At 66.5% G+C, this 12918-nt stretch carries 12 protein-coding genes; 8 read left to right on the forward strand and 4 right to left on the reverse strand.

Annotated elements, in window-relative coordinates; genetic code table 11:
- The first annotated feature begins 211 nt into the window (after window positions 1-211).
- From ABC383_RS27645 to ABC383_RS27665, 5 genes are all read left to right on the forward strand, one after another.
- Window positions 212-3325 carry a pilus assembly protein gene (locus ABC383_RS27645; protein ID WP_413019156.1) on the forward strand — a complete coding sequence of 1038 codons (3114 nt, stop codon included), beginning with the start codon at window positions 212-214 and terminating at the stop codon, window positions 3323-3325.
- 105 nt (window positions 3326-3430) lie between these two features.
- Window positions 3431-4597 carry an HPP family protein gene (locus ABC383_RS27650; protein ID WP_413019339.1) on the forward strand — a complete coding sequence of 389 codons (1167 nt, stop codon included), beginning with the start codon at window positions 3431-3433 and terminating at the stop codon, window positions 4595-4597.
- Between the two features lie 89 nt (window positions 4598-4686).
- Complete coding sequence (locus ABC383_RS27655) at window positions 4687-5172, forward strand: GAF domain-containing protein (RefSeq protein WP_413019158.1); 486 nt, start codon at window positions 4687-4689, stop codon at window positions 5170-5172.
- A complete protein-coding gene (locus ABC383_RS27660; protein WP_413019160.1) occupies window positions 5169-5564 on the forward strand; it encodes a response regulator in 396 nt (131 codons plus the stop codon). The genes ABC383_RS27655 and ABC383_RS27660 overlap by 4 nt, the downstream gene beginning before the upstream one ends.
- A gap of 289 nt (window positions 5565-5853) precedes the next feature.
- Window positions 5854-6246, forward strand: coding sequence for a VOC family protein (locus ABC383_RS27665; protein ID WP_413019161.1), 393 nt, complete (start codon window positions 5854-5856; stop codon window positions 6244-6246).
- A 112-nt stretch (window positions 6247-6358) separates the two neighbouring features.
- On the opposite strand, the gene ABC383_RS27670 is transcribed toward ABC383_RS27665, so the two are convergent.
- Window positions 6359-7450 (reverse strand): calcium:cation antiporter, encoded by a 1092-nt coding sequence (locus tag ABC383_RS27670; RefSeq protein WP_413019163.1) that lies wholly within the window; start codon window positions 7448-7450, stop codon window positions 6359-6361.
- Between the two features lie 397 nt (window positions 7451-7847).
- Here ABC383_RS27670 and ABC383_RS27675 point away from each other — a divergent pair, with 397 nt between their 5' ends.
- Complete coding sequence (locus ABC383_RS27675) at window positions 7848-8261, forward strand: secondary thiamine-phosphate synthase enzyme YjbQ (RefSeq protein WP_413019165.1); 414 nt, start codon at window positions 7848-7850, stop codon at window positions 8259-8261.
- Window positions 8262-8354: 93 nt separating this feature from the next.
- On the opposite strand, the gene ABC383_RS27680 is transcribed toward ABC383_RS27675, so the two are convergent.
- The gene (locus ABC383_RS27680) at window positions 8355-8723 is read right to left on the reverse strand and encodes a hypothetical protein (RefSeq protein ID WP_413019167.1); all 369 of its coding nucleotides are present in this window, start codon (window positions 8721-8723) and stop codon (window positions 8355-8357) included.
- A 263-nt stretch (window positions 8724-8986) separates the two neighbouring features.
- Between ABC383_RS27680 and ABC383_RS27685 the strand changes: the two genes are divergently transcribed.
- Window positions 8987-10240 (forward strand): PQQ-dependent sugar dehydrogenase, encoded by a 1254-nt coding sequence (locus ABC383_RS27685; protein ID WP_413019169.1) that lies wholly within the window; start codon window positions 8987-8989, stop codon window positions 10238-10240.
- Window positions 10227-10559, forward strand: coding sequence for a c-type cytochrome (locus ABC383_RS27690; RefSeq protein ID WP_413019171.1), 333 nt, complete (start codon window positions 10227-10229; stop codon window positions 10557-10559). The genes ABC383_RS27685 and ABC383_RS27690 overlap by 14 nt, the downstream gene beginning before the upstream one ends.
- Window positions 10560-10618: 59 nt before the next feature.
- Here the strand turns inward: ABC383_RS27690 and ABC383_RS27695 are convergent, their stop codons facing one another.
- A complete protein-coding gene (locus ABC383_RS27695; protein WP_413019172.1) occupies window positions 10619-11206 on the reverse strand; it encodes a hypothetical protein in 588 nt (195 codons plus the stop codon).
- Window positions 11207-11413: 207 nt separating this feature from the next.
- Window positions 11414-12853, reverse strand: coding sequence for a dihydrolipoyl dehydrogenase (locus tag ABC383_RS27700; RefSeq protein ID WP_413019174.1), 1440 nt, complete (start codon window positions 12851-12853; stop codon window positions 11414-11416).
- Window positions 12854-12918 lie beyond the last annotated feature (65 nt).

Below are 12918 nucleotides of genomic sequence, written 5' to 3' on the forward strand. Positions count from 1 at the left end.
AGCGTCGACTTCGCCGATTCCGCACCCAAGGATTCCTACTGGGATATCGCGGTGCAGGTCACCGACACCCGCACCGGGGCGTCGGCGACGGCGCACCAGGGCGTCAAGGTGCGGCTGGATTCCACCGCGAATTGTCCCGGCTGAAAGCACGGCCGGGCACGGGCCGCCACGGCAATCACATCAAGTCCGCACTGAGCATTCCGGAGCATTCATGAAATCGATCAAGCTGATACACCTGCTGGCATGCGCCATCCTGGCCGGCCTGTCCCTCGCCTGCGCGGCGGACGACACCGACATCTTCAACGTGCCGACCGGCAGCGCTGCGCCGGCGCCCAACATCATCTTCATTCTCGACAACACCGCCAACTGGTCCAAGGCGTCGCAGCACTGGTCGGGCTCGGACACCCAGGGCGAGGCGGAACTGCTGGCGATCAAGAACTTCGTGGCCGGGCTGACCAAGCCGGCCAATGTGTCGCTGATGATGTTCGACACCAAGACCCGCGACGGCGGCTACGTGCGCTTCGGCATGCGCGACATGAGCGTGGCCGCCAACAACCTGGCCTTGCGGGGCATCGTCGGCGCCATCGACGTCAACTCTCCGGACGAGAAGATCAACCAGTCATCCGGCAACTATGCCAACACGCTGTACGAGGCATGGCTTTACATCACCGGGCAGCAAAGCTGGGCCGGCATGGCTGACAACGCCGACTACGCCGGCAACCGCGCCAGCCTGACCGCGTCGGCCAAGGGCCTGTCGAGCGGCTTTGCCTACCAGGGTTCAGCCAACCGCTCGCGCTACAACAACCCCATACTCGACGGCAGCTGCGGCAAAACCTACATCATCTTCATCGGCAACAATCGCCAGGGCCAGTTGCCGCCGGTGCCGGCGGCGACCGACCCTGCCGCCACCACGCTCACCACCTACCGCTACAACTCGCTGCCGGACGTGCAGTCGGCCTGGGCCCGCTTCCTGCATCTGAGGCCCGACCTCGCGGCCGGCAGCGCCGCCGCCGCGGCCGGCTCGGTGACCACCTTCACCATCGATGCCTGGAATGCGCAGCAGAACACCGACTTCACCGCGATGATGAAGAACATGGCCAGGAACGGCGGAGGCGAGTATTACCAGGCCGGCAGCGATACTGCGCTCGCCCTGGCCCTGCAGAACATCCTCTACCGCATCCAGGCGGTGAACTCGGTCTTCGCGTCGGCGTCGCTGCCGGTGTCGGTCAGCGTGCGCGGCACTTATCTGAACCAGGTCTACCTCGGCCTGTTCCGCCCGGACGCGGCGGCCGCGCCGAACTGGGTGGGCAACCTGAAGCAATACCAGCTGGGCGTGGACAGCGCCACCACGCCGCCCAGCCTATTCCTCGCCGACAGCCTGGGCCAGCCGGCCGAAAACCCGTTGAACGGCTTCGTGCTGCCGACCGCGGTCAGCTTCTGGAGCAAGGCCTCGACCTTCTGGGACCCGAGCTATTACGTCGATTCGCAGGAAGCCGGCGGCGTTTCCGACTCGCCTGACGGCCAGCTGGTGGAAAAGGGCGGCGCCGCGCAATACATCCGCACCACCTTCCCCTCCAGCCTGGACGGGCGCAAGGTCTACACCTGTACCGGCAGCTGCGCCAGCGGCACGCAGTTGTCGACCACGCCCTTTGCCACCGGCAATGCAGGCATCACCACCGCGCTCCTGGGCGCCGCCAATGCAACCGAGCGCGACGCCATCATCAACTGGGTGCGCGGCGCCAACACCATGTCGGACGACAATCCGGTGCTGCCGCTCTCCACGGCGGCGGTCAGGGGCTTTGCCCACGGCGACGTGCTGCACTCGCGGCCGGCGGTGATCAACTATGGCAGGAATGCAAACGACATCGTGGTGTTCTACGGCGCCAATGACGGCATGCTGCATGCGGTCAAGGGCGGGCAGGATGTGGCCACCGGCTCGGGCAACGAACTGTGGACCTTCATTCCCTCCGAGCATTTCGGCAAGTTCAAGCGCATGCGCGACCATGCGCCGGTGATCACCAGCAGCAGCACCAAGCCGTATTTCGTCGATGGCTCGACCACCGTCTACACCGAGTCCACCTCCAGCGACGGCATCATCGACTACACCCGCGGCGACAAGGCGTACCTGTTCATCACCATGCGCCGTGGCGGCCGCCTGATCTACGCGCTCGACATCAGCAATCCGAACGACCCGCGCTTCATGTGGAAGCGCAGCCAGGCAAGCAGCGGCTATGCGGAGCTGGGCGAAAGCTGGTCCGACCTGAAGGTGGCGAAACTGCGCTACCAGGCCAATCCGGTGCTGGTCTTTGGCCTGGGCTACGATGCCGCCGCCAACGACCCGACCATACAGGGCACGGCCACCATGGGCCGGGGCGTGATGGTGGCCGACGCCGCCACCGGCAACCCAATCTGGCAGGCCGGCCCGGCGCCTTCCGGCGCTCTGTACAACAGCACCGTGGCCGGCATGAGCTATGCGATCCCGGCCAACGTGGTGACGCTGGACTCGAACGGCGACCGCTATGTCGACCGCATCTACGCCGCCGATACCGGCGCCAACCTGTGGCGCATCAATGTCGACGACCCCTCGCCAGCCAACTGGACCGTCACAAGGCTGGCCGCCCTCGGCGGCAGCGGCGTCAACGCCCGCAAGTTCCTGTATGCGCCCGACGTGATCCCGGCGTCGTCCACCAATTCCTTCGACACCCTGCTGCTCGGCTCGGGCGACCGCGAGCATCCCTTCGAGACCAGCGTTCAGAACCGCTATTACATGATCAAGGACGACCACGCGCTCAACGCGGTGCGCGCCACATCGATTGTCGAAGGCGCGGTCGACAGCACGACCGGCGTCGCAGGCCAGCTCTACGACGCCAGTGCCGACCTGGTGCAGGTCGGCACTGCCGCCCAGCAGGCGGCGGCGAAGGCGGCGCTGCAGACGGCCAGCGGCTGGTACATCCGGCTTGCCGCCGGCGAAAAAGTGGTCAGCGGTTCGACCACGCTGTCGGGCTCGGTCATCTTCGGCACCAACACGCCAGCCACCACGGTGGCCAACAGCTGCACCGCCAGCCTGGGCGAAGCCCGGCTCTACATGCTGAGCTACCTCGACGGTTCGTCCACCTTCGACGTCAACCAGAGCGGCACCATGACCCTGGTGGACCGCTACCAGGTGCGCGCCGGCGGCGGCTATCCGCCGACGCCGATTCCGATCTCGGTCAGGATAGGCGGCAAGAGCTACCAGGCGGCCATCAGCGGCACCAAGGTGATCACGCCGCCTTCGCCCGGCCTGAACCGCCGCTACCGCACCTACTGGCACCGCGGGATCGACTGAGCCAGACCGAGCCGCAAGGACCTTCTGCCCGGCCGGCTAACTGAAAGTCACCGCCGGGCATGGTCTAATGACGCGCCCAGCCACGGGCCTCACCCGTCCATGCCCATGATCAGCCGCCTGCTTTCCTACCTGGCCCACTTCCTGCCCGCGCCCAATGCCGGCAACCGTTTCGAGCAGATGCGCGCCGCGCTCGGCGCACTGTTCGGCCTGGTGCTGACGGCCATCGTCAGCTACGGCCTGCTGGGCAAGAGCGGCGCGGCCTTCATGATCGCGCCGATGGGCGCCTCGGCGGTGCTGCTGTTCTGCGTGCCGGCCAGTCCGCTGGCCCAGCCCTGGTCCGTCATCGGCGGCAACCTGGTATCGGCCCTGATCGGCATCACCTGCGTGAAACTGGTGGATGACATCGCGCTGGCCGCCGCCATTGCCGGCTGCCTGGCGATCTCGGCCATGTTCATCCTGCGCTGCCTGCATCCGCCGGCGGGCGCGGTGGCGCTGACCGCCGTGCTCGGCGGCCCGGCCATCCATGCGATGGGTTACCAGTTCGCGCTGACGCCGGTGGCGCTGAACTCGGCGCTGATGCTGGCCACCGCGCTGTTCTACAACAATGCCACCGGCAGGCGCTACCCGCATCGCCAGACCGCCGCGCCGGCCCATCCGCACAAGACCGCCGACATCGCGCCGACCCAGCGCCTGGGCTTCACCGCCGAAGACCTCGACACCGTGCTGCGCAACTACAACCAGGTGCTGGACGTGAGCCGCGACGACCTCGAAGCCCTGTTCGTGCAGACCGAGATGCAGGCCTACAGCCGGCGCTTCGGCATCATCCGCTGCGCCGACATCATGTCGCGCGACGGCATCACGGTGGAATTCGGCACGCCGCTGGCCGAGGCCTGGCACCTGATGCAGGCACACCGGGTGCATGCGCTGCCGGTGCTGGACCGGGCGCGCCGGGTGATCGGCATCGTCACCCATTCCGATTTCCTGCGCCACAGCGACCCGGCCGACTTCCACCGCCTGCGCGACAGCCTGCGCAGCCTGCTGCGGCCGGTGCCGATGCTGCATTCGGAAAAGCCGGAAGTGGCAGGGCAGATCATGGCGCGGCCGGTGCAGACCGCGCCGGCCGACCTTCCCATCGTCGACCTGGTGCCGCTGATGGCCGACCTCGGCCTGCATCACATGCCGGTGGTGGACGACGACGGCCGCTTCGTGGGCATCGTCACCCAGTCGGACCTGGTGGCCGCGTTGTACGAGAGCCGGCTGGCGGGGCGTTAGGCCAGCCCGCTGGCGCCGCGCAAAGTCAGTTGCTTAGTGGAAATATTAGAGGTAGGATTCTGCCTTCACCAATTCCGACACCGTTTCCCATGATTGCTGCTCCAGTGCCCGAGAACGAAGTGGAGCGACTGGCCGCGCTGCGCCGCCTGCTGCTGCTGGATACGCCCCCGGAAGAACGCTTCGACCGGATTGTCGGGTTCGCAGCCGGGGAGTTCGACGTTCCCATTGCGCTGATCTCGCTGGTGGACAGCGATCGTCTATGGCTGAAGGCAAGAATTGGCCTGGATGTCTGCGAGGCGCCGCGCAGCACCTCGTTCTGCGCCCATGCCATCCGCTCGCACGAGACGATGATCGTGCCCGATGCGACACTGGACCCGCGCTTTCGCGACAATCCGCTCGTCACCGGCGAACCGGGCATCCGGTTCTACGCGGGCGCGCCGCTCGCGCTCGAGGACGGGCACCGGCTCGGGACGCTCTGCCTGCTCGATATCAGGCCGCGCACGCTTGACGCACTCGATCTTGCCATTCTCGGCACATTGCGGGACCTGGCCGTGGGCGAGCTGAAAACGACATGAACAGGTCCCGTAATCTGCCCCTGCTGCTGCTCGAACCCAGCGCGCTGCTGCGCCAGACCGTCGCGCTGACCGCGATTTCCATCGGCGCCGGCTCGGTCTGGCAAGCCTCCAATGTCAGGGAAGCGCAGGAACTGCTGCTGGCGCGGCAGTTTGCCGGCGCGGTGGTGGCTGTCGACGAAGACGAAGGCAGCACCGACGGCGTCCTGCAATTGATTGAAGCCATCCGCGGCGGCAAGCTGGCCAGCGCTGCCGACATGCCGGTGTATGTGCTTGCCAGCGCCTGCAGCCGCGCCCTGCTGGAGAAGCTGCATCCGCTGGAGGTGCAGCGCGTGCTGATCAAGCCGTTCAAGGCGCGCCTGCTGATCGAGGCGCTGTCGAGCATTTCCTCCTAGCCCGCGAGAACCGCAGCGCCGATGCAGCGCCCCGCAAGGCGTCCGGGGCCGGGCCGGCGCTGGCTGGTGGATCGCATGCGCGGCAGGCATTCATTGCAACTTGGCACATTGTTCCTTACACTGGGCCGCCTGCCGGAGACGGCGCGGCCTGTCGGTCCACAAGAACGAATGCACCCGATGCCCCTTCCTCCAACCACGGATGAAGCCAGTCACGCGCCGGCCTGGCAAGTCGCAGTCAACGATCATCAATCAGCCCGGTGCGATACCGGTGCACAAGAGGAGATAAGGAATGCTGAATCACGTAATGATCGGCTCGAACGATATCGAGCGCTCGAAGCGCTTCTACGACGCGGTGCTGGGCGTGCTGGGCGCCAGCGAGCCGATGCGCCACAAGGCCGATTCCGGCCATACCCGGCTGTTCTACCGGCATGACGGCAGCACCTTTTCCATCAGCGAGCCCATCAACGGCGAGGAAGCCACGCCGGCCAACGGCGCCACCATCGGCTTCAAGTGCAGCTCGCCGGAACAGGTCAAGCAGTTTCATGACGTCGCAGTAGCCCAGGGCGGCAAGTCGATTGAAGATCCGCCGGGACTGCGCGACGGCAGCATGGGACCGCTGCACCTGGCCTATGTGCGCGACCCCGACGGCCACAAGCTCTGCGCCATCTACCGCGGCAAATAGTCAGCGCCGTTCGCTTGGCCGCAGTGCGAAGCGTCATGCGCAGCGCCGCCGCGGCCTTGCGGTTGTCCCACGGCGCGCTGCGTCCGCAGCCGCCGCGGCGGCGCCATGCGGCTCACGGCACGATCGTGGTGAACAGATAGACCGCAAAAATCACCAGGTGCACCGTGCCCTGCATCACCGTCGTGCGGCCGGTGCCGAGCGACAGCGTGGCCACGATGATGGACAGCACCAGCAGCACGGTGGACTTGATGTCGATCCCGAGCGACAGCGTCCAGCCTGTCACGAGCGACACGATGGCAACGGCGGGTATGGTCAGCCCGATGCTGGCCAGCGCCGAGCCGAGCGCCAGGTTGAGACTGGTCTGGAGCCGGTTGGCGCGCGCGGCCTGATAGGCGGCAATGCTCTCCGGCAGCAACACCACGGCGGCAATGATGATGCCGACCAGCGCCTTGGGCGCGCCCGCGGCCGCCACCGCCGCCTCCACGGCCGGCGACAGGGACTTCGCCAGCAGCACCACGCTCACCAGGCAGGCAAACAGCAGCGCCGCACTGGTGGCGGCCATCCTTGCCGTCGGCGGCGCAGCATGAATTTCCTCGTTGGCCGCCGCTTCCGGGAGGAAGTAGTCGCGGTGACGCACGGTCTGCACCAGCACAAAGGTGCCGTACAGCACCAGCGACACGATGGCGATGAAGGCCAGCTGGCTGTTGCTGTAGACCGGTCCCGCCGTCGTGGTCGTGTAGTTTGGCAGCACCATCGTCAGCACCGAGATCGCGGTCAGGGTGGCCAGCGCGGCCGAGACGCCATACAAGCCGAAGGTCTGCTCGCCATGCTTGCGCCCGCCCGCCAGCAGGCACAGGCCGACCATGCCGTTAAGAATGATCATCACCGCGGCGAACACGGTGTCGCGCGCCAGGCCCGTCGTTTCCGGGCCGCCGGCAATCATCAATGAGACGATCAGCGCGACTTCGATAGCCGTGACGGCAATGGCCAGCACCAGCGTGCCGTACGGTTCGCCGACCCGGTGCGCCACCACTTCGGCATGGAACACCGCGGCCAGCACGCCGGCGAACAGGCCAAGGACCAGCAGGAGCGTGAAGAATGCGCCGAGCAGTTGGCCCAGCCCGAAATAGGATGCGGCGAGGAGGCTCCAGGCAAGGGCCGGCGCGGCGATGGACCATGCAGGCAGGGTGGCGCTCAGTTTCAATGGCGGCTTTCTAAAAGGTTGAAGGGATGGAGAGACGCCGGCGACCAGGGAGATGCGGGGCAGGCAGCGCGATCGGACGTGGGCCGCGGCCTTCCCCATCGTGTCAGGCCCGGTGCGGGGCGCGCCCGGGCTGAACTTGGGTCCCCGCCTGGACCGCATCCGCGTGGCATCCGGGACGACGAGGTCTCCGATCGCTTCGCGATTGTAGCTGTCCAGCTGACGCGACAGTTTGCGGGAATCCGCACCTTGCCGATGCGAGCCATTCAACCGGGTCAACGCGCCGACTTTCGCTCGCATGGGTTCAGGGTCATGCCGGGGAAGGCGGCTGGCCTCGCCATCAGTCCATTATTCGGGTATGAAGCAGGCTGGCCGAACACATCGACGGGAGCATTCTTCCATGGCACATCAGTCCATCCTCAGCTTTTCCACCTCCAGGCGCGGCCTGCGGGACATCACCGATGCGGTGGCGGGCGTCGTCGCGGCGTCGGGCGTCCAGGTCGGGCTGGCGCATGTCTTCGTCCAGCATACGAGCTGTTCCCTCACCATTACCGAGAATGCCGATCCCGACGTGCTGCGCGACCTCGACACCGTGATGACGCGGCTGGCGCCCGACGGCGATCCTGCCTACCGGCATGATGCCGAAGGGCCGGACGACATGGCCGCGCATGCCCGCAGCGTGCTGACCGGCGCCGGCCTGACGGTGCCGGTCGGCGCCGGGCGCCTGCTGCTGGGAACGTGGCAGGGCATCTATCTATGGGAGCATCGCACCGGGGCGCAGCGAAGGCGCGTGGTCGTCACCGTGCTCGGCTGAAGGCCTGCATCCGGCTTGCGGACCGGTCCGTGCAAGTCCGGCGTCTGCCGCGCCGCAGCAGGCCGGCGTATTGGCGCTGCGCCTTGCATGAGGCTATTTCCGCTGCGTGCCCATGCCTTCCTGCCGCATGCCGCCCGCGCCGCTGCCGGCCGGCGCGGCCGCGCTGCCGCTCGTGGCCTGGCCCGGCGGCGTGCCACGGTCGGTCGTTGTGCCTTCAGCGCCGCCCGTGAGGGTGCTGCCGCCCGTGCTTGAACCCGACGTCTGCGGTTTCGTGCTGCTTCCGGCGCTGGCGCCGGCACTGCCTGGTGTTGCCTTGTCAGTCGGTGCCGCTTCGGCGCCGCCGGTCACGGTGTTGGGAGTTTGCCCGGTGGTCGACGGCGATTGCTGCGCTGCTGCCGTGCCGGCAAGCGATCCCAGCAGCAGCAAGGCTGCCACCGCGGTGACAGGGTGTGACGTATTCATGCGAACCTCCTGAAAGAACGAGTGACGGTCTTCCGCGCTGCCGCCATCCCCATGCACATCGCGGAGCGGCACAGCAAAACGACACTGCGGCCCTTGTAAGACGGGCAAGCAGGGGAGAAGTTTTGTGGCTGAACCGCGCCATCTGCAATAACAAGCAGACGCCATTGATTTTCTTCAAACCTTGAGCGGAAGACACAGATTAGGCTGACTTGCAGTCAACCATGACCTCAGAACAAACTCTCAAATACTTAGACGGAGACAAGATGAACATCAAGGCCCATGTAGTCGCATCGGTCGTTGCTTTCTCTATGCCGCTGGCTGCCATGTCGCAGGACAACATGAAGAAGCTGGAGAACTTCCAGTCCACCGGCGCCAACCTGAACATGGAAACCATTCCCCAGACGGGCGCCAAGGCCGAGGCGATCCGCAACAACCTGAAGAACGTCAAGCTGCCGCCCGGCTTCAAGATCGACCTGTATGCCATCGTTCCCGATGCGCGCCACATGGCGGTCGGGCCATCGACCGGCATCCTGTTCGTCGGCACCCGCAAGACCCAGGTCTGGGCAGTCACCGACCGGGCCAAGACCCGCGTGGCGGACGAGGTGAAACCGTTCTCGCCTTCCATCAGCATGAAGGTGCCGAACGGCGTGTGCTTCTCGCCCGACGGCATCCTGTACCTGGTCGAGCATAACCGGGTGCTGGCATTCCCGGCCGCGGAATTCTTCTATGAAGGACCGGACGTCGCCGCGGCCACCGTGGTGCCGCAGGGGCAGCTGATCCCGGTGGAGGAGGAGAGCTTCAACCACGGCGCCCGCGCCTGCCGCATCGGCCCGGACAACAAGCTCTACATCACCATGGGCAATCCGTTCAATGTGCCGGCCAAGGAGAAGCTGCCGATCTATGCGAAGACGGGCATGATGGGCATCCTGCGCATGGACCGGGACGGCAAGAACCGGGAAGTATTCGCCCAGGGCGTGCGCAATTCCGTCGGCCTCGACTTCAACTCCAAGGACAAGACCCTCTGGTTCACCGACAACCAGGTCGACGGCATGGGCGACGATACGCCGCCCGGAGAGATCAACCGCGCCACCAAGGCCGGCCAGCATTTCGGCTTCCCCTGGTATGGCGGCGGCAAGGTGCGCACGGTGGAGTACAAGGATGACAATCCGCCGGCCAACGTCGTCTTCCCGCAGGTCGAAACGGCCGCGCATGCAGCCGACCTCGGCATGACGTTCTACCGTGGCTCCATGTTCCCGGCCAAGTACCAGGGCGGCATCTTCAGCGCACAGCATGGCTCCTGGAACCGCACCACGCCGGTGGGCGCCCGGGTGCTGTACACCTCGCTGAAGGCCGACGGCACCGCCGACAAGACCGAAGTGTTCGCCGAAGGCTGGCTGACGCCGAACAAGGAATACCTCGGCCGCCCGGTGGATGTGGCGATGCTGCCGGACGGATCGCTGCTGGTGTCGGATGACTATGCCGGCGCGATTTACCGGGTGTCCTATGCGGGGCAATAAGCAAGCCTTTGCCCTGCTGCTGGCAGCGCTTGCCGCTGCCGGCAGCGGTCCGACGCTGGCGGCGGACATGGCGGCCGCCAAGGCGAAGGCGGGCCAGTGCTTCGTCTGCCATGGCGCCGACGGCCTGGCCAAGGTGCCGGATGCGCCCAATCTGGCGGGCCAGAACGAAGGCTACCTGGTCAAGGCGCTGAAGGACTACAAGTCGGGCAAGCGCGAGAATGAAATGATGAACACCATGGCAAAGAACCTGTCCGACCAGGACATCGCGCTGGTGGCGGCCTACTTCAGCGGCATCGCCATCACGGTCAAGGCGCCCTGAGGGAGGTGTGCGCTGCAGGCATGCACGCCTTGTCGGCCGTGCATGCCGCATCCAGGCTCCTAGGGGCCAGGGTTGGGATTATCCGGAAGCGAGGGAAGGGCCCGCAGGAATTCATACATCGCCGTCAGATCGCGGTCGGTCTTCTTTCCGTACGCCGGCCATGGCATGACCTGCAAAATCTCGCCGGGCGCGTCCTGCGGATTATGTCCGGTGCGCAGGGTCTGTATGAATTCCACCAGCGTCAGCCCGGCCGGCCTGCCGTTGGCGTCCGGGGTCAGGTTGGGCGCCTTCAGTGTGGGTCCGAAGGTCCGGCCCCCGGTGAAATACTGCTGGTAATTGACCAGTTCGGGAAAGCCCCTGAACGGGTCGCCCGTGGGCAGGTACGACGGATGGGTATGGCAGTCATTGCAGCCCGAGGTGTTGGCCACATAACTGCCCAGGCCGACCAGCAGGCGATTCTTGCCTGTCAGGTTCAGCTGGACGCCGGGCGGGACGATTTCATAACCGCGCTTGACCTGCTCCAGCTCGGCCAGGGGATCGACGCCTTTCTTCACGGACGGGTCTGCATGCGCGCTCTGCATGGTGGCCGGCAAGGACAGCGCCATCGCCGCCAGCGGTACACAAGCTGCTATTGGAACCTTGAACATATCGCATCCTTTCAGTTGCAAGGAATAGGCATATGGTTTTTGTTTGGCTCCCTGATCGACAGTCATGCAGAGTGTTGCCCGTTCCCGGATGGACTTCTTGAGGCAGGTCATATTGCCGCACCGGCGCGGCCTGCCTTGCGCTGGCTGGCAAAGGCGGCGCCGGGCGGCAATGACGGGTCGGTCACGGCCGGGACCGGCCACGCAGGCTCACGTCCCCGGCGTGCAGTCGCGGCATTTTTCCAGGTCCAGCGCCACCGGCTTGAGCTTGCGCGCCAGCTGGCGCAGCGCGCTGCGCAGGCCTTCCTCCACCGTGGGATGGTAGAAAGGGCTGTCCACCATCTGCTGCACGGTCTGCTGCTGCTGCAGCGCCCAGGCCAGCAGGTGGCCGATATGCTCGGCAGCCGGGCCCACCATTTCCGCGCCCAGGAAGCGGCCGCTGCCTGGCTCGCCATACACCCGCACCAGGCCGCGGTTTTCCGCCATCACGCGGCTGCGTCCCTGGTCCTCGAAGCTGGCCTCGCCGGTCTCGAAGCGGGTGCCGCGCGCGGCCAGCGCGGCATGGCCGCCGCCGACGATGGCCATTTGCGGATCGGTGAAGACGATGCCCAGCGGCGCGCGGCGCAGGCGGCTCTGCACATGCGGATAGCGGCCGGCGTTAGCCCCGGCAATCACGCCCTCGTCGGTGGCTTCATGCAGCAGCGGCATGTTGGCGCTGGCGTCGCCGGCCATGAAGACGTGGCTGCCATCGATCTGGCCGGTGTTGGGGTCGGACTTCGGCACGCCGAATTCTTCCAGCCCGAGGCCCGCGTGCTGCAGATGCAGGTCGTGCAGATTGGCGCGGCGGCCCACCGCCACCAGAAGGCGGTCGAACGACTCTTCCCGCTCGACGCCCTGTTCGGAATAGGCCATCTTCACCTGGCCGTCGGCCAGTGTCGGCTGCAGGTGCTCGGCATACGCGGAAAAGGGCATGTCGCTGGTGAAGATGCTGCGCGCCACGTCCACCACCGCCGGATCGGAGAGCGGGCCGACGCTGCCATTGCGGCCGAACAGGCGCACCCGCACGCCCAGCCGCGACAGCGCCTGCGCCAGTTCCAGGCCGATCACGCCGGCGCCGGCCACGGCCACCGAGCGCGGCAGGTCGTCCCAGGAGAACACGTCGTCGCTGACGATCAGCCTGTCGCCCAGCGTCTCGCGCCAGCCGGGCGGCACCACCGGGCTGGAGCCGGTGGCGATCACGATGCGGCCGGCTTCCACTTCGGTGTCCTCGCCCACCCGCAGCAGGTGGGGCGCAAGGAAGCGCGCCGCGCCGCGCAGCCGGTGCTCCGCCGGCCATGCCTCGACCGAATCGACCACGAAGCCGGCGAAGCGGTCGCGCTCCTCGCGCACCCGCCGCATCACGGCGCGGCCGTCAACGTGGCAGGCGCCGGCGGTCACGCCGAAAAGCGGTGCGCGCGCCACCGCATGCGCCGCTTCGGCGGCGGCAATGAGCAGCTTGCTGGGCATGCAGCCGACCCGGGCGCAGGTCGTGCCGTACATGCCGGACTCGATCACGACCACCTTCTGCGTATAAGCCAGCGCGGCACGGTAAGCCGTCATGCCGGCGCTGCCGGCGCCGATGACGGCAACATCGACTTCAATTCTTTTCATGGATTCTCCTGTTCTTCGCGGCCCAATGGGCGTGTCGGTTCGGGGCATCATAGTCCGGATGCGGC

The organism is Noviherbaspirillum phoenicis (assembly GCF_047237965.1).
GTDB lineage: Bacteria > Pseudomonadota > Gammaproteobacteria > Burkholderiales > Burkholderiaceae_D > Noviherbaspirillum_A.

Excerpts from the sequence above, each read along its gene's own strand:
- ABC383_RS27645 (WP_413019156.1), top strand. The coding sequence starts at position 212 with ATGAAATCGATCAAGCTGATACACCTGCTGGCATGCGCCATCCTGGCC.
- ABC383_RS27650 (WP_413019339.1), top strand. The coding sequence starts at position 3,431 with ATGATCAGCCGCCTGCTTTCCTACCTGGCCCACTTCCTGCCCGCGCCC.
- ABC383_RS27655 (WP_413019158.1), top strand. The coding sequence starts at position 4,687 with ATGATTGCTGCTCCAGTGCCCGAGAACGAAGTGGAGCGACTGGCCGCG.
- ABC383_RS27660 (WP_413019160.1), top strand. The coding sequence starts at position 5,169 with ATGAACAGGTCCCGTAATCTGCCCCTGCTGCTGCTCGAACCCAGCGCG.
- ABC383_RS27665 (WP_413019161.1), top strand. The coding sequence starts at position 5,854 with ATGCTGAATCACGTAATGATCGGCTCGAACGATATCGAGCGCTCGAAG.
- ABC383_RS27675 (WP_413019165.1), top strand. The coding sequence starts at position 7,848 with ATGGCACATCAGTCCATCCTCAGCTTTTCCACCTCCAGGCGCGGCCTG.
- ABC383_RS27680 (WP_413019167.1), bottom strand. The coding sequence starts at position 8,723 with ATGAATACGTCACACCCTGTCACCGCGGTGGCAGCCTTGCTGCTGCTG.
- ABC383_RS27685 (WP_413019169.1), top strand. The coding sequence starts at position 8,987 with ATGAACATCAAGGCCCATGTAGTCGCATCGGTCGTTGCTTTCTCTATG.
- ABC383_RS27690 (WP_413019171.1), top strand. The coding sequence starts at position 10,227 with ATGCGGGGCAATAAGCAAGCCTTTGCCCTGCTGCTGGCAGCGCTTGCC.
- ABC383_RS27695 (WP_413019172.1), bottom strand. The coding sequence starts at position 11,206 with ATGTTCAAGGTTCCAATAGCAGCTTGTGTACCGCTGGCGGCGATGGCG.
- ABC383_RS27700 (WP_413019174.1), bottom strand. The coding sequence starts at position 12,853 with ATGAAAAGAATTGAAGTCGATGTTGCCGTCATCGGCGCCGGCAGCGCC.